This window comes from Coprococcus sp. AF21-14LB, from assembly GCF_003458885.1.
GTDB lineage: Bacteria > Bacillota > Clostridia > Lachnospirales > Lachnospiraceae > UBA9414.
In genome coordinates, this window is record NZ_QRVX01000040.1 from 1 (window position 1) to 22,880 (window position 22,880).

21 protein-coding genes and 3 pseudogenes are annotated in these 22,880 nt (G+C 39.9%); 7 read left to right on the forward strand and 17 right to left on the reverse strand.

Features of this window, described 5'->3' with window-relative positions:
* The first annotated feature begins 188 nt into the window (after positions 1-188).
* Together DWX73_RS09810 and DWX73_RS09815 are read left to right on the forward strand one after the other, a co-directional pair.
* Positions 189-1,378: pseudogene (locus tag DWX73_RS09810) on the forward strand (pyridoxal phosphate-dependent aminotransferase).
* A gap of 54 nt (positions 1,379-1,432) precedes the next feature.
* Entirely contained in the window at positions 1,433-2,284 is an 852-nt protein-coding gene (locus DWX73_RS09815) for a DUF368 domain-containing protein (protein WP_118348615.1), read from the forward strand.
* Between the two features lie 91 nt (positions 2,285-2,375).
* Here DWX73_RS09815 and DWX73_RS09820 read toward each other — a convergent pair whose 3' ends face one another.
* The gene (locus tag DWX73_RS09820) at positions 2,376-3,224 is read right to left on the reverse strand and encodes a MerR family transcriptional regulator (RefSeq protein WP_118348616.1); all 849 of its coding nucleotides are present in this window, start codon (positions 3,222-3,224) and stop codon (positions 2,376-2,378) included.
* A gap of 90 nt (positions 3,225-3,314) precedes the next feature.
* On the opposite strand from DWX73_RS09820, the gene DWX73_RS09825 reads away from it, so the two are divergent.
* On the forward strand, positions 3,315-4,679 hold the full coding sequence (locus tag DWX73_RS09825) for an MATE family efflux transporter (RefSeq protein WP_118348617.1): 1,365 nt from the start codon (positions 3,315-3,317) through the stop codon (positions 4,677-4,679).
* Here DWX73_RS09825 and DWX73_RS09830 read toward each other — a convergent pair.
* A complete protein-coding gene (locus tag DWX73_RS09830; protein ID WP_330413610.1) occupies positions 4,634-5,254 on the reverse strand; it encodes a Maf family protein in 621 nt (206 codons plus the stop codon). The two genes, DWX73_RS09825 and DWX73_RS09830, sit on opposite strands and share 46 nt — an antisense overlap.
* A 176-nt stretch (positions 5,255-5,430) precedes the next feature.
* Here DWX73_RS09830 and DWX73_RS09835 point away from each other — a divergent pair, with 176 nt between their 5' ends.
* The gene (locus DWX73_RS09835) at positions 5,431-6,225 is read left to right on the forward strand and encodes a nitroreductase family protein (protein ID WP_118348619.1); all 795 of its coding nucleotides are present in this window, start codon (positions 5,431-5,433) and stop codon (positions 6,223-6,225) included.
* Positions 6,226-6,248: 23 nt separating this feature from the next.
* A pseudogene (locus tag DWX73_RS09840) lies at positions 6,249-7,384 on the forward strand (DUF4317 domain-containing protein).
* Between the two features lie 105 nt (positions 7,385-7,489).
* Here DWX73_RS09840 and DWX73_RS09845 read toward each other — a convergent pair.
* The 13 genes from DWX73_RS09845 to rho all read right to left on the reverse strand — a co-directional run bounded on the left by DWX73_RS09845 (position 7,490) and on the right by rho (position 18,880).
* Positions 7,490-8,209, reverse strand: coding sequence for a class I SAM-dependent methyltransferase (locus DWX73_RS09845; RefSeq protein ID WP_118348620.1), 720 nt, complete (start codon positions 8,207-8,209; stop codon positions 7,490-7,492).
* A 2-nt stretch (positions 8,210-8,211) separates the two neighbouring features.
* Positions 8,212-9,129, reverse strand: coding sequence for a DUF2156 domain-containing protein (locus DWX73_RS09850; protein WP_118348621.1), 918 nt, complete (start codon positions 9,127-9,129; stop codon positions 8,212-8,214).
* 21 nt (positions 9,130-9,150) lie between these two features.
* A complete protein-coding gene (locus tag DWX73_RS09855) occupies positions 9,151-10,392 on the reverse strand; it encodes an MFS transporter (protein ID WP_118348622.1) in 1,242 nt (413 codons plus the stop codon).
* Between the two features lie 38 nt (positions 10,393-10,430).
* The gene (locus DWX73_RS09860) at positions 10,431-10,904 is read right to left on the reverse strand and encodes a hypothetical protein (protein ID WP_158556848.1); all 474 of its coding nucleotides are present in this window, start codon (positions 10,902-10,904) and stop codon (positions 10,431-10,433) included.
* Entirely contained in the window at positions 10,832-11,221 is a 390-nt protein-coding gene (locus tag DWX73_RS09865) for a hypothetical protein (RefSeq protein WP_118348624.1), read from the reverse strand. Before DWX73_RS09865 ends, DWX73_RS09860 begins: the two co-directional genes overlap by 73 nt.
* A gap of 199 nt (positions 11,222-11,420) precedes the next feature.
* Positions 11,421-12,494 carry a peptide chain release factor 1 gene (prfA, locus tag DWX73_RS09870; RefSeq protein WP_118348625.1) on the reverse strand — a complete coding sequence of 358 codons (1,074 nt, stop codon included), beginning with the start codon at positions 12,492-12,494 and terminating at the stop codon, positions 11,421-11,423.
* A gap of 19 nt (positions 12,495-12,513) precedes the next feature.
* Entirely contained in the window at positions 12,514-13,428 is a 915-nt protein-coding gene (gene prmC / locus DWX73_RS09875) for a peptide chain release factor N(5)-glutamine methyltransferase (protein ID WP_330413612.1), read from the reverse strand.
* Positions 13,428-14,363: a DUF1385 domain-containing protein gene (locus tag DWX73_RS09880; protein WP_118348626.1), complete on the reverse strand. Its 936-nt coding sequence runs from the start codon at positions 14,361-14,363 to the stop codon at positions 13,428-13,430. Before DWX73_RS09880 ends, prmC begins: the two co-directional genes overlap by 1 nt.
* A 59-nt stretch (positions 14,364-14,422) precedes the next feature.
* Positions 14,423-14,623 (reverse strand): 50S ribosomal protein L31, encoded by a 201-nt coding sequence (gene rpmE, locus DWX73_RS09885; protein WP_118348627.1) that lies wholly within the window; start codon positions 14,621-14,623, stop codon positions 14,423-14,425.
* A 191-nt stretch (positions 14,624-14,814) separates the two neighbouring features.
* On the reverse strand, positions 14,815-15,369 hold the full coding sequence (locus tag DWX73_RS09890) for a hypothetical protein (protein ID WP_118348628.1): 555 nt from the start codon (positions 15,367-15,369) through the stop codon (positions 14,815-14,817).
* Positions 15,370-15,779: 410 nt separating this feature from the next.
* Entirely contained in the window at positions 15,780-16,016 is a 237-nt protein-coding gene (locus DWX73_RS09895; protein WP_118348629.1) for a hypothetical protein, read from the reverse strand.
* Between the two features lie 28 nt (positions 16,017-16,044).
* Positions 16,045-17,268: a helix-turn-helix transcriptional regulator gene (locus DWX73_RS09900; protein WP_118348630.1), complete on the reverse strand. Its 1,224-nt coding sequence runs from the start codon at positions 17,266-17,268 to the stop codon at positions 16,045-16,047.
* A gap of 154 nt (positions 17,269-17,422) precedes the next feature.
* On the reverse strand, positions 17,423-18,880 hold the full coding sequence (rho, locus tag DWX73_RS09905; protein WP_118348631.1) for a transcription termination factor Rho: 1,458 nt from the start codon (positions 18,878-18,880) through the stop codon (positions 17,423-17,425).
* 254 nt (positions 18,881-19,134) lie between these two features.
* On the opposite strand from rho, the gene DWX73_RS09910 reads away from it, so the two are divergent.
* Both DWX73_RS09910 and DWX73_RS09915 read left to right on the forward strand, forming a co-directional pair.
* The gene (locus tag DWX73_RS09910) at positions 19,135-20,076 is read left to right on the forward strand and encodes a TIGR01212 family radical SAM protein (protein WP_118348632.1); all 942 of its coding nucleotides are present in this window, start codon (positions 19,135-19,137) and stop codon (positions 20,074-20,076) included.
* Between the two features lie 21 nt (positions 20,077-20,097).
* Positions 20,098-20,610, forward strand: a complete 513-nt coding sequence (locus DWX73_RS09915) for a DUF4364 family protein (protein ID WP_118348633.1) — start codon at positions 20,098-20,100, stop codon at positions 20,608-20,610.
* Between the two features lie 70 nt (positions 20,611-20,680).
* On the opposite strand, the gene DWX73_RS09920 is transcribed toward DWX73_RS09915, so the two are convergent.
* Together DWX73_RS09920 and nudC are read right to left on the reverse strand one after the other, a co-directional pair.
* A complete protein-coding gene (locus DWX73_RS09920; protein ID WP_118348635.1) occupies positions 20,681-21,535 on the reverse strand; it encodes a YitT family protein in 855 nt (284 codons plus the stop codon).
* A gap of 168 nt (positions 21,536-21,703) precedes the next feature.
* Positions 21,704-22,566 (reverse strand): annotated as a pseudogene (gene nudC, locus DWX73_RS09925) (NAD(+) diphosphatase).
* Positions 22,567-22,880 lie beyond the last annotated feature (314 nt).

Genomic DNA, 22,880 nt, shown 5'->3' on the forward strand with positions numbered 1-22,880 from the left:
TTTGTAAAATATTTTTTATTTTTCTGTTAATTATTATTTTTATAGTATTTTATCTGTCTTTATGACCTCCATTCATTATGTCTGCAAAGAAAAAAATTCACAAAATAATCCTAAAAAGATAAATAAGTTTCAGATTGTCGAAAGAGTTGAACGATGCTATAATACAATACGAATTGGAGGATACAGAAATGATATCAAAAAAAATGGAACATATGGTAGCAAATAGCTCAGCAATCCGGGCAATGTTTGAAGAAGGAAACCGGCTCGCAAAAATCTACGGACCGGAAAATGTATATGATTTCAGTCTGGGCAACCCGAATGTCCCGGCTCCTGAAACAGTGAAACAGGCTGTCATCGACATTGTTACTGAAGAAGATCCTCTCCTTCTGCATGGCTATACAAACAGCAATGCCGGTTACAGCAGCGTAAGACAGGCTGTTGCTGACTCATTAAATCAACGATTTGGCACTGCATTCAAAGCGGGAAATATAACAATGACCGTAGCGCTGCCGGAGGTCTGAATGTAGCTTTGAAAGTTCTTTTAAATCCGGGAGATGAAGTCATTGTATTCGCTCCTTATTTCGGAGAATACAGAAGTTATGTGAATAATTTTGACGGTACGATCATAGAAATTTCACCGGATACTGAAACTTTCCAACCAAAACTTAATGAATTTGAGGCAAAAGTCACACCGCGCACAAAGGCAGTCATCGTGAACACACCGAACAATCCTACAGGAGTTGTGTATTCTGAGGAAACAATAAAAAAACTTGCTGCCATCCTGGAACAAAAGCAACAGGCATATGGACATGAAATTTATTTGATTTCCGACGAACCTTATCGTGAACTGGCGTATGATGGTGTGGACGTCCCATATCTGACCGCTTATTACAATAATACCATTGTCTGCTATTCTTATAGTAAATCCCTTTCTCTTCCCGGAGAACGGATTGGTTATCTCGTCATCCCGGATGAAGTAACTGACAGCGAAAAAGTAAATGCAGCGGCAAATGTAGCCAATCGTATTCTTGGATTTGTAAATGCACCAACATTGCAGCAAAAACTTGTAGAACGCTGTCTGAATGAAAAAACAGATATTTCTTATTACGATCGGAATCGCGAAACACTCTATCAAGGTTTGATTGATTGTGGATTCTCATGTGTGAAACCTCAGGGGGCTTTTTATCTGTTTATGAAAACACCAACGGAAAATGAAGCAGAATTCTGCAGCGCTGCAAAAGAATATAATATTCTAGTCGTGCCGGGAACTTCCTTTGGCTGTCCCGGATATGTTCGTATTGCCTATTGTGTTGCTTATGAAACAATCGTCAATGCGCTTCCAAAGTTTAAAGAACTGGCAAAAAGATATTTTTCTTAAAAACTGTTCTTGCTATATGAAAACAGAAAATATATAAAATCAAGGAGAAATACTATGTTAAAAAAAATCTTACAGGGTATGGTTGTAGGAATCGCTAACATCATTCCCGGCGTCAGCGGAGGAACTATGATGGTCGCTATGGGTCTTTATGATAAGCTGATTCATTCTATTACCCATTTAAAAAGTGAATTTAAAGAAAGTATGAAATTGCTTCTTCCTATTTTTGCAGGCGCAGGACTTGCGATTGTACTGCTCTCAAGATTATTTGAATTTTTGTTAGCAAACTATCCGATCCCAACTAATTTCGCATTTTGCGGTCTCATCGCCGGAAGTCTTCCATTTATCTTTAAGAAAGTAAAAGGACATTCGGTTTCTGTTGGCAAGCTGATTCCGTTTTTTATCTTCTTCGGAATCGTAATTCTAATGGCTGTTCTTGGCGAAAATAGCGGAACTGCCGCTGATGTAAGCTTTAGTCTGATCAATGTGATAAAACTATTTGCCGTAGGTATCATAGCTGCTGCCACAATGGTTGTTCCGGGAGTCAGCGGCTCTATGATGCTGATGCTGCTCGGTTATTATGATACGATCATTGAAACGATCAACGACTTTATTGACGCTTTGATTGCTTTCAATCTAACTGAAATTCTTCGAGTATTTGGAATTTTAGCTCCTTTCGGCATTGGCATTGTCATCGGAATTTTTGCTATTGCCAAACTGATTGAATTTATCTTTAAAAAAGCAGAAATTCATGCATATTACGGAATCATTGGTCTGATTCTTGCATCTCCGATTGCAATTCTTATGAAAACGGACTGGAGCCAGTTCTCTCTTCCGTTATTAGCACTCGGTATCGTAACATTTATCGCCGGCTGGTTTGTTGCCAGCAAATTAGGCGGGGAAGAATAACACCATATAATAGCGCGGGGATACAGTACCTTCAGATAGTTACTGTATCCCCTGTTTTATCTCCCATTTTGCTGTTTATCTATTTTTCTCTTTACCTATTTTTCTGTTCACCGGAAACATAGTTTTTTTCTATAACAGGACAAATGATCTTCGTCACAAACGCCTCTTCCTGCTCTGCTGTCAGACTGTCAATCATTGTATCTTCATAGAAATATTCTCCCAGACAAAGGTCATGGGCGTCAGCATAAGCAATCATACGCTCATAAGTATCGCCTACTTTATGCCAGTCTCCACGATGACAGGCTGTCAGATATTCTCCTGCCGGGCGCAGACAGCATGCTACTTTTCCAGGTCTTGTGTCAAACATTTCATAGACGGTATGATAATTGGTATATTTCTTTCTGCGAACATCTTTCATATCCAGACGATACCCAATCGCATATGGACTCTGCAGCTCATACTTCTCACAATATTCATACAATTCTCCAATCGCTCTTGCCCATGCTTTTTCGTTAGACGATGTTACATATCTTGTAACTAAATATCGGCTTGCTTCCTGACAAACAGCAATTTCATCTGCATCCATCTGCATTGCCGTTTCCAGATGAAGCATTTTGCGCCGGACCCATTCCTTTGTCCTGCGAAGCTGTCTGATTCTTCCCGCAATAATCTCTTCCTCTTCTTTTAGCACTTCCATGAGCTTCTCCGGCGTCCTGCCTTTCATGTATGCCTGTATCTTCTCAAGCGGCATATCCAGATCTCTAAGGGTGCAGATCACATCAAATACATCTAACTGACTGTAGGAATAATACCGATATCCGTTTTCCAATTTAATTGCCGGTGAAAACAATCCGATTTCATCATAATAAAACAATGTATGCTTCGTTGTTCTGCTCAATTTTGCAAATTCTCCGGTACTTAAATATCTGCTCTTATTCATTTTCAATTCTTCCCTTTTCCTGCTTGACTATCGTGTTACTCTATAGTTTATCATATCAGATGTTCAATTAAAAAGAAAGGATGACATATCATGAAAAATTCAATTGCCAGAAATTTTAACTTCTTTTCATTGCTGCAGTTTGCTTTTCCGACGATGATCATGATGGTTTTTATGTCGCTCTATACAATTGTAGATGGAATCTTTATCTCTCGCCTTGTCGGAACAGATGCGCTCTCAGCCACAAACATCGTATACCCCGCTATTAGCCTCGTCATTGCCATCGGCGTTATGCTGGCTACCGGCGGAAGCGCTATTATTGCGCGTAAAATGGGCGCCGGAAATTTTGACAGTGCACGCGAAGATTTCTCTTTCATCATATTGACCGGTTTGATTGCCGGATTTCTGCTAATGGGCATCGGAAATGCATTTCTGGAACCGATTTCCCGTGTATTAGGAGCTACAGATGTGCTTCTTGATGATTGTATTGGCTATCTTAGCGTCTCTTTATATCTGGCTCCGGCCTGTATTTTACAATTATTATTTCAAACACTTTTTGTTACAGCCGGAAAGCCTGTGTTCGGGCTTATTCTGACAATCAGCGGCGGTCTTGCCAACATGGTTCTCGATTATCTTTTTATGGGACCATTGCAAATGGGCGTGCGCGGTGCAGCGCTCGCCACCGGTATCGGTCAACTCATCCCTGCGGTTGTCGGCACGATTTACTTCCTCTTTGTCAGGCATTCACTGTATTTTGTCAAACCTCGCATCCGGATTCGCGTGCTAAAAGACAGTTGTCTAAACGGTTCTTCCGAAATGGTAACGAACCTTTCTAACGCAGTTGTAACTTACCTGTTCAACATTATGATGCTGAAATTTCTTGGTGAGCCCGGTGTTGCCGCCATTACCATCGTATTGTACGGACAATTTTTATTCAACGCCTTGTATATGGGCTTCTCTATGGGAGTCGCTCCTGTTATCAGTTTCAACTATGGAAGCAAAAATCATCCAATGCTGCAGAAGGTATTTAAAATCTGTCTTTGCTTCATCGGCATCTCTTCAGTACTGATCACCGTGCTTGCGCTGATTTCTTCTCCGGTAATTGTACAGATTTTTACACCGGCTGACTCCGAGACCTTCAGAATTGCTAACACCGGTTTCTTTCTGTTTTCATTGAACTATTTGTTTGCAGGCATAAATATATTTGCCTCTTCCATGTTCACAGCATTTTCAGACGGAAAGATATCTGCTGTCATTTCATTCGTCCGGACATTTGTTTTAATTACTGCAAACATACTCATTCTCCCATACTTTATCGGTGTAAATGGCATCTGGCTTGCAGTGCCAATTGCAGAATGTATGACCGTTTTCCTGTCGGTTTATTATTTCCTTAAGAAACGGAATGATTATCATTACTTCCCGACAGTCCGCAGAACATCCGATTCTTCCGCCAATTGATTTCCGTCTTCCAGCACATGATAGAGATAGGAAATCGGCAGTCCCATCACATTATAATAATCGCCGTCAATCTTCTCTATAAATACGGCAAACCGTCCCTGGATTCCGTAGGCTCCCGCTTTATCCATAACTTCCTCCGATGACAGATAAGTCTGTATTTCCTTATCTGTCATTGGATACACCGTCACATCTGTCTTTACCGCATGGCTTGCCACTGTACATTTCCCGGTATCGTCGAAATTCAGCACTGCCACGCCCGTATAGACTTGATGTGTCCTTCCGGCGATTTTGCGGATCATGGCAAAAGCTTCTTCTTCTGTCTTTGGTTTTCCGAGAATCTCCTGATCCACTGCCACAACCGTATCTGCTCCAATGACTACCAGTTTCTTCTTCGCTGTCCGTCCCGCCACATCTTCTGCCTTTTGAAGCGCCAGCTCTTTTACAATCTCTTCCGGTATATTACTTTTATAGCACTCCTCTTTCTCACTAACCTTTACTTCAAATGTATATCCCGCTAATGTCATCAATTCCTTCCGTCGTGGAGATGCAGATGCCAAAATAATTTTCTTGTCCAAATCTATCACTCTGCCTTTCTTATTTTTCTTATGCAGTCTCATTGTACTCCAGGCTTTCTGAAAAATCTATACCGGTTTTTCAAAGAAACCATTGATTTTCCCGATACGATTTCATACAATACTATAAGATTCCCATCGGATTTTTCATCCGATCTGACACATAAAGGAGGTCCAAAATGGTTTTTATTGATCAGGATAAATGTATCGGCTGCGGCGCCTGTGCCGGCGATTGTGTCGGCAGCCGCATTGAACTTATAGATGGCACTGCCCACATAAAAGGTCCATGTATTCTCTGCGGACACTGTGTTGCAATCTGTCCGGTTTCTGCTGTCAGTATTCCGGAATACGATATGGAAGATGTAGAAACATATCGCAAAGAAACGTTTGAGCTTTCTCCGGAACAACTGCTGCACACAATCAAGTTTCGCCGCAGTATACGCGATTACAAACCGGAACCAATTTCACAGCATCTGTTAGAAGAACTTCTCCAGGCCGGACGTTATACAGCCACTGCCAAAAATTCCCAGAGCTGCCACTTCATTTTTGTTCAGAAAGAGCTCGATTCCTTCAAGCAATTACTCTGGGATGAGATCGGTTCTCTCATTGCTGCTCAAGCGGGATCGATTCCCCGTGAACTGATTCCATTTGCCAGCTTTTACAAACGCCGAAACGCTGACCGTCACGATGATTTTCTGTTTCGCAATGCTCCGGCGCTTGTGTTCATTACAGCGGATACTGCTCTGGATGCAGGACTGGCTGCACAAAATATGGAATTAATGGCTGTATCCAACGGACTTGGCGCTCTCTATAACGGTTATCTCGCCGGTATTGCTAACCGAATCCCGGCTGTGCGGGAATGGCTCTCACTTTCACCGGATGAAACAATCCATGCCTGTATGCTGCTTGGATATCCCCATGTATTTTATGAAAGAACTGCTCCGCGCAGGATTGCAAATGTGACATGGAAATAATACATAACACGAGGTAGAATTACATGAATAAAAAAGAAGTTGCAGAAATTAAAAAACAGTTTTCTCCTTCCAATTGCGCCATTACCCGCATTTGCGGATGCTATGTAGATGCTGAGAAGGAACGAAAAACAGAACTAAAAGAAGCATTCCTCTCTCTTCCTGAAGAAGAAATGTTTAAATATTTTGATATTTTCAAAAAAACCCTTTCCGGAACCATCGGGAAAAATCTGATCAATCTGGAGTTCCCACTGGAACAGGAACTCTCCGATGGCGCTCAGACATTTCTTCTGAAATTAAGAGACAGCAAGCTAAAAGACGATATGCTGTTAGATGAATTTTACGACAGAGTAATCGAACATTACTCCTATGGTGAAAATTATTATATTATCCTGATTCACGCTGCCTACGATATTCCGGGCAAAGCATCTGACGGGGATGAAATGTTTGATTCCTCTGAATATGTCTATGAACACCTTCTTTGCAGTATCTGTCCGGTCAAATTATCTAAGGCCGGGCTCTGCTACAACGAAGAAACAAATAGCATTATGGATCGAATTCGTGACTGGATTGTGGAAGTTCCGCAAAAGGATTCCTGTTCCCTGCTTTTACTGACCGAAACAGCGACATCCACAGTCTCCTCTACTATTCAAAAAATCCAGAAGAATTACAACCAGAATTTGTAGAAGAATTCCTCGGCTGCCGGATTCCGCTTACCGCAAAGACTCAGAAGGAAAGCTTCCATACAATTATTGAAGAAACTCTTGGCAATGAATGCGATTATGAAGTTGTCAAAAATATCCATGAAAAATTGAATGAAATTGCAGAAGAGAATAAAGAAAATCCGGAACCTCTCTCTCTTGATAAAACAGAGGTAAAACGACTTCTTGCAAGCAGCGGAGCAACGGAAGAACATCTGGAAGAATTTGACCGTCAATATGAAGCCTCTACCGGAAGCGATCAATCTTCTTTTCTTGTGTCAAATATTGCCAGTACAAGAAAATTTGAAGTGAAAACACCAAATATTACCATTCAGGTAAATCCAGACCGTACCGACCTGATTGAAACGAAAATCATCGACGGACGCCGGTGTATCGTCATTCAGATGGATGACAGTGTAGAAGTCAATGGAATCCACATTATGGGATTGACCAAAGAATAATATGCCAATTTATTTATAGAAAGTATTTTAGAACATAAAATGAAGCTGTTGTATCAGTAGACAAATCTACTGACGCAACAGCTCCTGCTTTTCCCACTATAAACGTTAACAATTAACATTTTTTTCTAAAAATAAATGATGAAAAAACGCAATATCTTTATAAGGCTTTAAATCACAAACTCTCATTTCCATTTCAATCATTTTTTCCTGCCAACTTTCATTCTTATGAATGTCTTGTTGTTGCTGCAAATCCCAAAATGCCCTCATTCCAAGTGTTTTCATAATTCGAAATGTATCACACCATTTTTCTATCTGACTATCTTCATAATAACGAATTGCTCCATAACGTGAAGCCACTCCATCTTTCCCGTCTAATAAATCATGTGCTATTTCAAATTCATTTCCTAAAACAACCATTTGCATGACTCTTCCCGGACGATGATGCTTTACAATAGAAATTCTTCCTTCTCTTTTTAAGATTCTGTCAAATTCCTTTATAATCTCTTCTCTGTTATCCACATATTCCAAGACATTGTGACAAATAATATAATCAAATGACTCCTTTGGTAACGATTTTAAAACGTCTATACTTCCAATCAATTGCTGATAGGGAAAATCCGTTCTTCTAATAAGGACATCTTCTTTTGATGGTTCTACTGCAATCACTTCATTTTCTCTTGCAAAATAATTTGCAGTAATACCAGATCCACTACCAAAATCAAGTATACGTTTTCCTTGAAGCGTTCCCATTTGAAGCCATACGATACGTTTCATCAACATTTCCCACGGTGGCAGCTCTCTCGCACACCATTTATTGAAATTCATTTCTACGGCTCCTCTTCTTGCTCTACACAGGTTACCATTCCTTTTTCCACAAGGAATGCCGGCTTGTAAGATAATTTTGCTTTTCGCAGCCCTTCTGCCCCGGTGTCTTCTTCTCTATTTACATACTTGTAGTCCAAACATTCATGCTGCACAAACTGTTGGTTAATCATTGTATAAGCTCCATCCACATCTGCAAATGCCTTCTCAATATGCACGACAAACGTATCTTCACAAATTGGTTCTCCCATCGTAAATGCTACAATTCTGCCATCTACACGAAGAATTCCTCCAACAACTCCTAATTCCTCAAATAACCGCAAAGAATTCAATGTTACGCACATTTCTTCATTTTTGTCTTCATCATCGTCACATCCGTTTTCTTTCCGCCACAGAAGCGCCATCTGAAAACATTCTTCTACATTTTCTTTTGTCAGTTTTTCATAAGTCCAGTTATCATGAGTTGCCATAAAGCGATTAACGTGATTTCGTTTGGAATGAAGTTTCTTACCAGACAATGTAGCCAGCTTTTCAGATTCATAAACATAATCTGCCCAGTCTCTGTTATATTCTATCTGGAACTTTCCCGGAAATAACTGTTCTAACTGTGCGAACTGATCCGGCGTCACTGCATGAAGCGCAAAAGGAGCTCCCTTTTCTCTGCAATGCTCTTCCAAGCACAGAATTGCCTTTTTGATATTCTCCGGTGTTCCTGCCGGATAAGAATAAGAATACTTTCCATTCAATTCATCTTCAAATACCAGTGTATCTTCAATAACTGCAAACCCACCGTTATAAAATCTTGACCATAAAAATCCATTTACAAATGTTCTGTCACAACTTCTTGACGGATAGTTCCAGAAATATTCTGAAATTACTTCTTTATCTTCCAGCTGTGGACGTTTAAACTCAATTAACATAATACCTCTTTCTACTTCACAATACTATACTGCTTTTGTCCGATCCGCTTTCACAAACACAAAAAATCCTATTACAAACATAATTGCTAAAATAAAAACGCCCCCGTTTGCATTGCCTGTTACCTGAGCAAAGACTCCCATCAGAGCAGTTCCCATAAAAGCTGCGCCTTTTCCGCAAATATCAAAAATCCCGAAAAATTCTCCTGCTTTTTCCGGCGGAATAATTTTTGCAAAATAAGATCTGGACAATGCCTGGATTGCTCCCTGGAACATTCCCACACAGACTGCCAACATCCAGAATTCCCACTGTTTATCCAGCTGAATCGCAAACAAAGCAATCCCTGCATAAGCTGCTATACAGATTTTAATCAGACTGCTTGTCTCGTACTTCTTAGCCAATTTTCCAAAGAGCAGTGCAAATGGAAATGCTACAATTTGCGTCACAAGGAGTGCCACAAGAAGATTCATTGCATCCAGTCCCAATGCGCTTCCGTAAGCAGTTGCCATCTCGATAATGGTATATACGCCGTCAATATAAAAGAAAAATGAAATGAGAAATAAAAATATTTTCTTATGCTTCTTTATATCCCGAAACGCATGTCCAAGTCTCTGAAAACTCTCTCTTACCGGGTGTTTATGATGTTTTGTATAGTGAATCTGTTCATAGTTTTTCAGCAATGGGATGGTTACAAGAAACCACCATGCTGCATTCAGGAAAAATGCGATTGCCATCGCTGTTGTCATTGTAATGCCTATCTGCTCATAAAGCAGTACCACCGCAAGACTGAGTACAAACGGAATACAGCTTCCAAGATATCCCCACGCATAACCATGTGAAGATACCATATCCATTCTCTCATGAGTGGTCACATCCGAAAGCATTGCATCATAAAACACAAGACTTGATGAATAACCAACTTTTGCAATTACAAACACTGCCAGAAAGACAATCCATGACTTTGGCAGAGAAAGCGCCGCACATCCAAGCACACCCACCATCATACTAGCAATAAAGATAGGTTTTTTAAACCCTTTTGTATCTGCGATCGTTCCAAATACCGGTCCGATCAATGCTACCAGAATGGTAGAGACAGACGCCGCATATCCCCAGTATGCCAGATAATCCACTTCCGACAGACCTGCCGCTTCTGCCATCGCATTAAAATAAATCGGTATGATTGTTGAGACAAGCAAAATAAACGCTGAATTCCCCACATCATATAAAATCCAGTACTTTTCTAATTTTGTCAGTTTTGTTTTTTCCAATCAGATATCCTCCTCGATCCTCATCCTTCTCGAACCCGTTACTCAAAATTCCGATCAAATCGATCACTTAATTCTGTTCCTACTTCTACACTGGACTCAAAATCTCTGATCAATCCAAGCGCAACCGGAACCGCTCCTTCTAACCGTTTCTCCAGTCCGATGATGCTTTCACTGCACTTTGGATTATCTTTTGGACGAAGCAAATGCCCCTGAAGCGATTCATATTGCCCTGAAATTCTCATCCCAATGTCGATAAGCGCTCGCTTTACCGGGCATGGAGCTGTCAATACATTTTTACAAAAGCGCATAGATCTCAGTGATCTGCAGGCATACTTTGGAGTAATTCCTTCATAAAATTCTGCAACGATCCCTGCCGTTTTTGGATCTGTTGGAAATGTCTTTCCAATCGGATAAGACAATGGTTCTTCGCCATTCTTTCTCATGAGATGCTTTTCAAATTCGCTCTCAATCTCAATGTGTCCGACACCGGTTCGAAGAATCTCAGACTCCACAAATGGATGACATTCACTGTCCAGTGCAAAATGCAGATAAAACCTAATGCATACGCATATTCCGGAGAATCCATTCCCTTTTCTTCTATGATTTTCTGCGCATGTTCGATAAATCCCAATGCAGATTCTTCATGAATCCGATATCCGGTTCCACTAATCTCATTCTTCTGAAACGGATGATAGAAAAAAAGATAGTCCGGTCCTTGCAGACCGATTCGAAACAAAGGCAAATAGCGAAGTGCCCGCTTACGATTCTCTTCATCCAGTTTTCTTAAAACTTTATTTCCAAATTGATTATGTGCATAAAGTGCCGGCATATAAATCCCTCCTGTCCTTATCAGATATCGCCGTACAGAAAATATTTTATCACAAAGTTACCTGATATGGCTATAGTCTTCTTTTACAAAAATAGAAACCGGATACACTCATCTGTTGTTCCGGTTTCCATTTATATCATTCATTTCTTTCCGCTGTATTCATTCGCTTATGCTTGAATCTTGTCTCTTTATCAAACTCTTAGTCTTCCTGCATATTCGCCAATTTTGCAGCCTGGTCTGCTGCTATCAGACTGTCAATAATCTCATCGAGATCACCATTCATAATAGCGTCAATCTTATATAGTGTCAATTTGATACGGTGCTCTGTCACACGTCCCTGCGGGAAGTTGTAAGTACGGATCTTCTCTGAACGATCTCCTGTACCAATCTGGCTTCTTCTCGCTTCTGCCTCTGCTGACTGCTGTTTCTCAAGTTCTAACTCGTATAACTTTGAACGGAGCAGGCGGAAAGCCTTCTCCTTATTCTGCAGCTGTGACTTCTCTGTCTGGCTGTAGATGACAATTCCTGTTGGATAATGTGTCAAACGAACCGCTGAGTCTGTTGTATTGACACACTGTCCACCGTTACCAGAAGCACGCATAACGTCAATACGGATATCTTTCTCATTAATCTCAACATCCACTTCCTCTGCTTCCGGCATAACTGCTACCGTAATTGTAGATGTATGGATACGTCCGCCGGACTCTGTCTCCGGAACACGCTGTACACGGTGTACACCGCTTTCGTATTTCATACGGGAGTAAACTCCCTGTCCACTGATCATAAATACTACTTCTTTAAATCCACCGATTCCGTTCTCATTGAAAGAAATCATCTCTGTCTTCCAACGTCTGCTCTCTGCATAGTGTACATACATACGATACACTTCTGCTGCAAACAGCGCTGATTCATCTCCACCTGCACCGGCACGAATCTCTACAATAATATTCTTATCATCGTTCGGATCTTTTGGAAGAAGAAGAATCTTCAGCTCATGTTCAAGCTCTTCCACACGTTTCTTAGAAGAAGATAACTCTTCTTTAAGAAGCTCGCGCATCTCTTCGTCAGATTCACTTTCTAACATTTCTTCACTATCTGTAATCGCCTGTTTTGCATTCTTATATTCTGTATATGCTTCTACGATAGGTGTCAGATCTGCCTGCTCCTTCATCAGCTTGCGGAAACGTACCTGATCATTGGCAACATCCGGTTCCTGCAGTTCACCCATAATCTCTTCAAAACGAATTAGCAAATCTTCTAATTTATCAAACATTGTTAATTCCTCCTACTCTCTAACCATTGTACACGCCAGACAAGACGCGGTCAAGACCTGCCAGATCCTTTTTCACCCGGATCTGTTCAAATCCTCTTCGCTTCATCAGCTCAGAAACAGCTTCTGCCTGATCATGCCCGATTTCAAATAAAAGCCTTCCTCCTTGTTTTAAAAAGGCAGGACTCTCCTCTATAATTCTCTCATAAAAATATAATCCATCTTCTTTTCCGTCCAGCGCAAGAAGCGGATCATGGCAGCGCACCTCTTCTTCCAGTGTCGCAATCACAGCTGTCCTGATATAAGGCGGATTTGATACAATCATATCAAACCTTCCTTCGATCTGTGCAAAAAGATCGCTTTCCTGAAAAATTGCTGCCGATGCCAAAGCTCCTAAAACAGCTTTTCGATTCTTCTCAGCAACATTCAGTGCATCTTCAGAAATATCCACACCGATGCCGGTAACTGCAAATCTTTTCCACAATTCTTCATTAATCTTTCCACAAACCAGCCCGTTTTTTTTATTTGCATACCAGAGCAGACTTAACAAAATGCACCCTGATCCGGTGCACATATCAAGAACCCGCATCCCCGGACACACAGTCTTTAGCGCTTCTTCTACAAGGATTTCTGTATCTTGACGGGGTACCAGTACATGCTCATTAACTTGAAACGTAAGCCCCATAAACTCCTGTTCTCCTGTCAGGTGCTGAAGCGGAATCCTGTCGGCACGTTTTCCAATCAACTCCAGATAACATTTTTCCTGCTCTTTTGTAAGTGGGCGTTTTATTTCTGCAAAATAAGTCCCTCGATCTATTTTTGTAACATGCGAAAGCAGATACCACGCATCCAGCTCTGCTTCACTGATCTTTGCCTCTGAAAGTCTGTTGATTCCATATTCCAGCGCTTCTTTTAAACATATCGTTCCTTCGTCCATTACCTTACTCTCACTTCCGGATTTTCTTCAAAAAACGCCTTCCAGTCAAATACAGCCTCCACAGCTCTAATCCCAACTTCGATCATTTCGTCATCCGGTTCCTTTGTTGTCAGGCGCTGAAGCCAAAGTCCCGGTTTACTCAGAACGTTCACAATCGGATTTTCACTTCTTCCGGCAAGTCGGATCAATTCATAAGAAATCCCTGCAATTACAGGAAGCAACGCAATGCGCGCGATAAGATTCACAACATTGGAATCAAACAGAACAAAGAAATGCGTTATAATGCTTACAACCATTACAAAAAGCAGGAAACTTGTTCCACATCTCTTATGCTCTTTTGAACTCTTTCGAACATTTTCCACTGTCAGATCCAGTCCATGTTCAATACAGTTGATACATTTATGCTCTGCACCGTGATACATAAAAACCCGTTTAATGTCTTCCATTTTGGAAATTCCCCAAATATAAAGTAAAAATACCGCCAACTTGATGATTCCTTCACAGACTGCAAACATAGTCTTCGACAACCCGAATCTTTTCAGAAAACTTGTTGCTCCATACGGGACTACCATAAACAAAAGCACTGCCAGCAAAATCGAAAATGTGACAGTCATTCCCATCATAAAGTTCTCTTTCTTTTCCTGCTTCTTTGCCTCTGCATCACTGAGTACAACCTTCTCTTCCTCTTCTTCGTAAAAGCTTGCAGAATATGTAAGTGTCTTCATACCGATCACAAGAGAATCAATAAAGTTAAATACGCCTCTGATAAATGGAATCCTTGTCAGCATTTTCCATTTTTTCACAACGCTTTTATATTCCTGTATGTCAACGGCAATCTCACCGTCAGGCTTTCTTACTGCAACGGAATATTGTCCGCCATTTCTCATCATAATGCCTTCCAGCACTGCCTGACCGCCTATATTAGATGATTTCATACATCCTCTCCTTATACTCAAAAAGGTTGAGATTCGAAAACCTCAACCTTCGGACATCATTATTTAATTCCGTATTTCTTGTTGAATTTATCAACACGGCCACGAGCCTGAGTAGCTTTCTGCTGTCCTGTGTAGAATGGATGACATTTAGAACAGATTTCTACGTGAATATCTTTCTTTGTAGATCCTGTTACGAATGTATTACCACAGTTGCATGTTACAGTAGCCTGATGATATTCTGGATGGATTCCTTCTCTCATGTTTTTCACCTCTTCTATTCATAATGTTATGTTACGCGATAGCACTCGGCCGTTCGCAATTTTACTTGCCGGCGAATGCCCGCAATCAATGTCTCTTAAACAGCTCTGTTATTGTAACATATCTTTTTATATTTTGCAAGTTGTTTTTCAAAAATGTTCTTCTTCCGCTTTGAATAATTCTCGCTTCTCCTTTAAAGATATTCCTTGAAATCATGCTCAAAGACTAAGGTTAATGTTCGTAAAAGTTCATTCTGAAACACTCTTTCTTCCGTATATTGGAAATTTCCCTCTTCAATCTTTCTATTCGCTTCTGCAAAATATTTTTTTCTTGCTGCTATTAAATTTTCATCAGGATAACATGCCAATTTTAAATTTGATAACCCCCAACTGATTTCTTTATACACTTCCGGAAATTTTTCCATAATCTCAAAAGAACACTCAAAAAATAAGATTTGTGGATTTATTCGTTTCCACCTTTTTACGACTCCCGGCCTTTCATAGCGTCTGACAAACTGTTCTGTTTCATCTACGATCTCTCTCAATTTTTGAGCCGGTTCCTCTTGACCAAGAAACAACATATCAATGTTTTTTCGAACATTCATCAATTTGTCACCCAGGTAATCCCAGATATCCTTCTCATTCTCCGGAACTTTGTTATAACAGTCTGTTTTTTCATACAGTGCCAAAATTTCCCAAAGCATACCATAAATTGTTTTAATGGATTCTCTGATTTCTTTTGCCATCATAAGCGCCCTCCTGTTTTCTTTCTCTCTTTTGTTTACTCTTTGTATTATACACCTGCAAACACGCAATATATTGCCGAAAACAAAAAACACTCCCTATTCCTGAAAATTTTTAATCTTCTCTCTCTTTCATATGCATTAGTATTTTTAAAGATTCTTTTGTTTAATATCCATCATACAATTGTACCAAATTTCTCCTTCCGTACATTTTTTAAAAGGATTTCCGTCATAAGCCTTATTTCCTTTTTTTAGTGGTGTTAATCTGTCAGAATTGTTTTCGGGATATTTTGTAATATACTCTCTTAACCCCCAATACCCTATGAAAAAATGCCACTTTTGATTCAACTGCGGAGATAATCCATTTAATGAAAATACAAACCTTTCCAAACAATCTTTTGTTTGATACTTTTTCTTCAGGACACTAAAACAATCGACTCATGTTCTCTTTTGGTATTAATCAGTTCTCTTAACCATTTTTTATATGCTTCATCGCCGTTGGAACGATTCAAATAATTATCATCAAGAAAATACTTTGCTAAATCAATATAGGGGCCTTTTGGAGTGTTCCCATTTTTAAAATACTCTTTCACTTCCTCACAAGTATCCGCTGCATCTATTAAGGATGCGACGATTTCTTCTATTTTCTTCATAACTATTTTCTCCTTTGTCAGTCTTTCCCTATCTATAACGCTCCAAAAGCCTTCTGCACTTTTCGAAAATGCTATTTCTCAGCTCAACCGGCTTCAATACTTCAACATACTCCGAGCATTGCATTGCCCAGGATTCCATTGCTTTTAGAACACATGTTACTTCTACTTCATCCCATCTATCGTCAATATGTTTTACAAACGTATAGCGATCTCCGAAATAATCATGTAAAAGTGTATATCGGTCTTTATCCAATTTTAATCGTATCGTACATGGTTGACCAAAAAACATATACATATGTTCCGCCTGAAACTCAGATGCAATTGTATCATTCCATTCGACAGGAAGACCTTTCACCATTCTCTTTGGTTTTCTCCTCTCTGACACCATAGTTTCACCATCCAATACCGATACTTTCGTTTTATCGGTAATATCAGACATCAGATCAATTCTATAAAATCCAACATCGTCATAAGGATCTACGCTGCACACCAAATAATATTTCCCATTATACAAAATCACATAGTACGGATTTGCCACATATGTCATGATCTCCCCTGATGGCTTTCGTCTCGGTATCAGTTCTTTTTTCTCATTATATCCGTTAAAATGAAATGCGATTTTATTTCCAATATCGTTATTAGCTTCGATTGCCTGGCGTATGATTTTCAGATTCTTTCTGACCATAACCTCGTCTACACGAGAATCTTCATAAACATTAGAGATATTTGTACTGATTTTTCCGGTTATCTCACTAATAAATGGTGAATATTTCGGATAATTCATGCTGGTTACCTTTTGAAGCTTTTTAATCAGTTTTTCTTTTGTACTTGTATCTATATTCTTCAAAAAAAGAACAGCCTCAATGATCTGATTCAACTCTTCAAACGAAAACAATTGATTGTATCTGAGTTTTCTTAATTGTAACTTTTTTGATCCTTCTCTCTTCAGCCCTATATCGCGTGCATGAAGTTTATCCTCTAGTCCTTTGACAATAATCTTATAATCCTCAATCCCATAAAGACTGTCCACAACTCCATCTTCATCTTCTGGATTCAGTTCCTTCATCATGACTTTTAAATAATCTGTCAATGTTCTCTCTGAACAAGGATGGTCATATTCTTTCATCAGATTCTTAATCTCCGTTTGCGAAATGGTTGTATACTCATCCGTCTCTTCTTGTAAGATTTTCAAAATAGTCAGTATTCTTCCGATAAAACTAAAATCATGTACTATTTTCTTTCTCTCTTCCATTATTACCTCCTCATAAAGTGAAACCGCTATTTAAGACACAAAAAAAGTCTGATTCCTTTTCACAGAATCAGGCTCTTTTCAGTGTTATTTGTCAAGTTGTTTGTCAAAACTGTATGATACATTTTCTCTTCTCATCCCATGAACGGTCTATAGACTAGATCAATTTTGTTTTCTTAACTGTCTGGACAAATTCCCGGTTATTCTTCGTGCGGGCAAACATATTCAGAATGCTGTCCGCCGCCTCATCTGCCTTCATACCATTAAGCGCTCTGCGCATAATATAAACGGCTTCCAATTCCTCTTGACTCAGTAGCAGATCTTCTCTTCTTGTTCCTGATTTCATAATGTCCACAGCCGGGAAAATCCGCTTCTCAGAAAGCTTACGGTCGAGAACAAGCTCCATATTACCGGTTCCCTTAAATTCTTCGTAAATGACATCGTCCATCTTACTTCCCGTATCTACAAGCGCTGTTGCCAAAATTGTAAGACTTCCTCCCTCACGCATATTTCTGGCTGCTCCAAAGAAGCGTTTTGGCATATGAAGCGCTGCCGGATCAAGACCGCCTGACAGTGTACGGCCGCTTGGCGGTACGACAAGGTTATACGCTCTTGCCAGTCTTGTAATACTATCCAGCAAGATCACGACTTCTTTCTTGTGTTCCACAAGACGTTTGGCTCTCTCAATTACCATTTCAGAAACTCTCTTATGGTGTTCCGGAAGTTCATCAAAAGTAGAATAGATTACTTCTACATTCTTCCCTTCAATAGCTTCTTTAATATCTGTTACTTCTTCCGGACGTTCATCGATTAAAAGAATCAGAAGATGCATTTCCGGATGATTTCTCTTAATAGAAAGCGCAACTTCTTTTAGTAATGTTGTCTTACCTGCCTTTGGCGGAGAAACAATCATTCCTCTTTGTCCTTTTCCGATCGGTGAAAGCAGATCCACAACCCGCATCGCTGTGCTGCTTCCTCCACTCTCTAAGCGTATTCTCTGATTCGGAAAAATCGGCGTCATATCTTCAAAATTATATCTGCCGGCTGCCTGTGCCGGTGTAAAACCATTAATCTTTGTCAGATATAAAAGTGCGCTGAATTTCTCCGACTGCGTTTTAATCCTTGTATTTCCCTCAATAATATCTCCCGTCTTCAAATTAAAACGGCGAATCTGGGACGGCGATACATAAACATCATTTTCACCCGGAAGATAATTTGCTGACCGGATAAATCCATATCCGTCCGACATTACCTCAAGAATTCCTTTTACCGTCTGACCGCTATCCAACTGACCAATATCTGTCGGCGGCTCGTCCCCCTTCTGTTCCCGCATATCACGGTAATCCCGTCTCTCACGGTACTCATTTCTTTCATATCTTATGTTCTCTCTATTATTTTCTCTGTTTTCCGGTCTGGTCTGCTTTACCACATCGGTTTTTTCTGTCTCGTTTTCAGTGTCTCTTTCTTCTTCCTGTATTGGCTTTGTTCTTTCATCTTCTTCAAGCATCACTTCAATTAACTCTGCTTTACGCATTGCTGTAACACCTTTCAATCCTCTTGCTTTTGCAAGATCTTTTAAGGCTGCCAAAGATAAGGATTCATACTTCTCTCTCATTGAATTCTCCCTTCTGAATGACTGATATCTTTTCTTTTATTTAGTTATTACTTACCATGTGGGATTCCTGCCGAACCGGCAAATATGATCTATGCTGTAATTATATACCATTTTTTTTTAAAATAGAAAGCCCTTTTTATTTTTATTTTTCGGACATTGATTTCATGTATTATCAATGTTATGATAAATGAAAGTGATGCGATCAGTCTGACCGCAGTTTTTTCAACAACACAAGAAAGCAGAGCAGATACCTTATGAGATTTTGGGATGATAAACGCTACTATTCTTTAAACTATTATTTAAAACAGCATTATGGCAGAAAACTTTACAAGATTGCTCTTGACGGTGGCATGACATGTCCGAACCGGGACGGTACGTGCGGCAGCCGCGGATGTATCTTTTGCAGCGAAGGCGGTTCTGGTGACTTTGCAGGTGACCGTGCCCTCTCTATCAGAGAGCAGCTGGCTCTCGGCAAAGCCTCCCTTGAAGAAAAATACAGCGGTCATTCCTATATTGCCTACTTTCAGGCATATACGAATACCTACGCGCCAGTCCAACATCTCCGGCAGTTATTTGAAGAAGCTGTTTCTGATCCGGAAGTCTGTGTCCTTTCCATTGCTACAAGACCGGATTGCCTCGGAGAAGATGTAATTGAACTGCTTGCAGAACTCAACCTTCAAAAACCAGTCTGGGTGGAACTTGGTCTCCAGACGATCCATCCCAAAAGCGCTGATTTCATCCGGCGCGGTTATCCTCTCTCTGTTTTCGAAGATGCTGTCACACGGCTTCGCAAAGCCGGCATTGAGGTCATTGTCCATACGATTTTATTTCTTCCGGGCGAAACTCCCTCACAAATGCTTGACACAATCCGCTATCTGAACACTCAGGACATTCAGGGAATCAAGCTTCAGCTCCTTCATGTTCTGAAACAGACAGATCTTGCATCCTATTACGAACAGCATCCTTTTCCTCTTCCTTCTCTGGAAGAATATCTGGAACTTCTTGGAGAGTGTATCTGCACATTACGACCGGATATTGTTATTCACCGCATTACCGGTGACGGACCAAAATCCCTTCTGATCGCCCCTCTCTGGACTTCTGATAAACGGAATGTACTGAATCAGACTGCCCGATATTTTAAAGAACATGATATCTGGCAGGGTAAATATACAGAAGATGATAAATTTATTTCATAAATCATAAAGGAGGATTCCTCAATGTCTGAAACATTGGCACTTTACAAACTGATTATTCTTCAAATGCTGCAAAAAATTGATTTTCCATTAACCAATGGTCAAATTTCCGAATTTATTCTGGATAAGGGCTACACAAACTATTTCAAACTGCAGCAGGCGATTTCCGAGATGGTCGATACCGGATTTCTCTACGAAGAACAGGCACACAACCGTACTTTGTACCATCTGACAGACTCCGGCATGGAGACAATACAGTTCTTCAAATCCAAAATCCCGCCTGCAATTCTCGATGATATCGATACATTTCTGCGGGAGAAGAAATACGATCTGAAAAACGAAGTTTCTGTAAAGGCTGATTATTACAAAAATAACCACCAAGAATATTCTGTTCGCTGTCAGGTACTGGAAAATGAAATTCCGTTGATTGATCTGACATTGACTGTTCCAACAGAAAAAGAGGCGATTACTATTTCTACCAACTGGTCCACCAAAAATCCTGAAGTCTATGCGACTGTTATGAGTCTGCTTCTTTAAAAAAATCTGCCTGTCAGTTTCATATCCTGAGATATGTTCTGACAGACAGATTTTTCTTTAACTTCTGAAATTAATCCTCTTTGAATCCTTCTCCTACAACTTCATTGGATTCCATAATCACGATAAATGACTTTTCGTCTATTCTCTTTGCCGCCTGACGAATCGCATACATTTGTTTGTTGTTGCAGGCACACATGACAACTTGTTTCTCCTCTTTCGAATAGCTTCCCACACCGCGAAGCAATGTGGAACCTCTGCCTGAAATGTTATCAATCGCCTGAGCCACTTCATCGCCTTTCTCGGTTACAATCATGGTAAGTTTGCCGGCATCAATCCCGTACATTACCTTATCTACTACAAAGGATAAAAGATAAGTAACTATCATTCCATAAATAATTCCATCTACTTCCTTATAAATAAATGCCCCGGCTGCAATAATCACTGCATCCATAATAAATACAATTTTTCCAAGAGATAAATGTGGTTTTTTTGCTTTAATAGACATCATAATGAAATCTGCTCCACCGGTAGAGGAATTTCGCATATAAATCAAAGCATATCCCAAACCGGAAATTACTCCCGTACAGATTGCCGCCAGAAGTCTGTCTCCTTCGTATAATGGAAATAACGGTGCAATCTCATCCATAATAAAAGAGGTAATAATAATTGATTTGATGGAGCGGATAAAGAAATCCCGTCCCAGAATCTTATAGCAAAAGATTGCAATCGGAATATTTAAAAGCATTGAAACCACACCGATTGGTGTCCCAAATAAATAATAAAAGATTAATGCAATTCCAGATAATCCTGCCATTGGAAATTCCGCCGCAGATGCAAAGTTATAAACTCCGATTGCGATCAAAATCCCTCCTACAATATCTACCAGCACGTCCATTCCCAGCTGTTTCCAATTCAGCTTTTTTATTTTTTCCATACCTGCAGCCTCCTGTAAACTTTCTTTATTTCTTCCGGGCATTCGTTGATATACCAAAAGCTCAGATAAAACCAAAAAAGAGCATTTAACAACTATATAAATATAATCGCAAATGCTCTTCTCCTATTTCAGTATATATTTTATATAGGGAGTTGTCAATCACTGTTTTTCTCTTCCCTGCCGGAATATGCACATCATCTCACTTGTCAGACTGATATCCTCTTCCTGCACCGGAACCTCTTCCCGATTGCACCACTGTGCAACAGCTAACTCTTCTTCATCCATTTTTATTTTATCAGAGCCATCCAGCTCACAGAAGAATCCCATGAGCAGCGTATCTGAAAAAGACCACGGCTGACTTTTATAAAACCGTATATTTTTCACATGCAATCCTACTTCTTCTTTGACTTCCCTGCGTACGGTATCCTCAATCGTTTCTCCGGTTTCTGCAAAACCTGCGATTAACGCGTATTTTTTATAAGCGCGTCCGGCATATTTCGTTAATACGATCCGGTCATGATCCGTAACTCCTACGATTACCGCCGGACAGATTTTCGGATATTCCATCTGTCCGCAATCCGGGCAGCGCATGAGTCTTTCTTTCTCATCATGTATCATTTTCTTTCCGCATCTTCCGCAGAATACGCGGCTTCTGTACCAACGGTGGATCTGATCTCCTGTCACAGCAGCAAATGCCATATGCTGCGGTTTTGCTGTACGAAAAAACGTCATATGCTCTGCCTGACATTGTTTCCGTTCCAGAAGCCTTCTGCAAAGTATCTTCTCCTGTTCCTCGGAAAGAAGATAAAAGCACATTTGATCAATGGAAAATAAATATGTCCACTGTAATTCTGTCACTTTCAGAACCTCTTTTGCCTCTTTGATTGTTACAAAAGAAATATTTTCATTTTCTTTCCGAATAAGTGTTTTTCCTTCATCATACAACAGCACAAAGCTTCCTCTTTTGGTTTTTGCGGAATATATTGATTGTCGAAATGATGCGGCATAATATCCTGTATCATTTTATCCTTCACCTGATTTCTTTTTTCTTCCGATTTATTTTACTATACCATATTTTACTTTGCAATCCAAAGATATACAAGTATCCTTTGGTATGCTATACTTTTTCTATATTACCGCAATTAAATATAAGGAGGGATTCAAATGAAAATTGTATTTTTGGATGCAAAATCCATCGGCGAAGATATTGACCTGTCCGGATACAAAGCACGGGAGTTTGACACATCATTTTTATAACTTTCCTTAGGAATCCTTTATTTAAGCCATTTAAGGCTTATTTTTTTGTCAAATTTTACGAATTTATACGTGCTATTTT

Bases quoted from the DNA above. Each gene is read 5' to 3' on its own strand.
- DWX73_RS09815 (WP_118348615.1), top strand. From the start codon at position 1,433: ATGTTAAAAAAAATCTTACAGGGTATGGTTGTAGGAATCGCTAACATC.
- DWX73_RS09820 (WP_118348616.1), bottom strand. From the start codon at position 3,224: ATGAATAAGAGCAGATATTTAAGTACCGGAGAATTTGCAAAATTGAGC.
- DWX73_RS09825 (WP_118348617.1), top strand. From the start codon at position 3,315: ATGAAAAATTCAATTGCCAGAAATTTTAACTTCTTTTCATTGCTGCAG.
- DWX73_RS09835 (WP_118348619.1), top strand. From the start codon at position 5,431: ATGGTTTTTATTGATCAGGATAAATGTATCGGCTGCGGCGCCTGTGCC.
- DWX73_RS09845 (WP_118348620.1), bottom strand. From the start codon at position 8,209: ATGAATTTCAATAAATGGTGTGCGAGAGAGCTGCCACCGTGGGAAATG.
- DWX73_RS09865 (WP_118348624.1), bottom strand. From the start codon at position 11,221: ATGCCGGCACTTTATGCACATAATCAATTTGGAAATAAAGTTTTAAGA.
- prfA (WP_118348625.1), bottom strand. From the start codon at position 12,494: ATGTTTGATAAATTAGAAGATTTGCTAATTCGTTTTGAAGAGATTATG.
- prmC (WP_330413612.1), bottom strand. From the start codon at position 13,428: ATGGACGAAGGAACGATATGTTTAAAAGAAGCGCTGGAATATGGAATC.
- DWX73_RS09880 (WP_118348626.1), bottom strand. From the start codon at position 14,363: ATGAAATCATCTAATATAGGCGGTCAGGCAGTGCTGGAAGGCATTATG.
- rpmE (WP_118348627.1), bottom strand. From the start codon at position 14,623: ATGAGAGAAGGAATCCATCCAGAATATCATCAGGCTACTGTAACATGC.
- DWX73_RS09890 (WP_118348628.1), bottom strand. From the start codon at position 15,369: ATGATGGCAAAAGAAATCAGAGAATCCATTAAAACAATTTATGGTATG.
- DWX73_RS09895 (WP_118348629.1), bottom strand. From the start codon at position 16,016: ATGAAGAAAATAGAAGAAATCGTCGCATCCTTAATAGATGCAGCGGAT.
- DWX73_RS09900 (WP_118348630.1), bottom strand. From the start codon at position 17,268: ATGGAAGAGAGAAAGAAAATAGTACATGATTTTAGTTTTATCGGAAGA.
- rho (WP_118348631.1), bottom strand. From the start codon at position 18,880: ATGAGAGAGAAGTATGAATCCTTATCTTTGGCAGCCTTAAAAGATCTT.
- DWX73_RS09910 (WP_118348632.1), top strand. From the start codon at position 19,135: ATGAGATTTTGGGATGATAAACGCTACTATTCTTTAAACTATTATTTA.
- DWX73_RS09915 (WP_118348633.1), top strand. From the start codon at position 20,098: ATGTCTGAAACATTGGCACTTTACAAACTGATTATTCTTCAAATGCTG.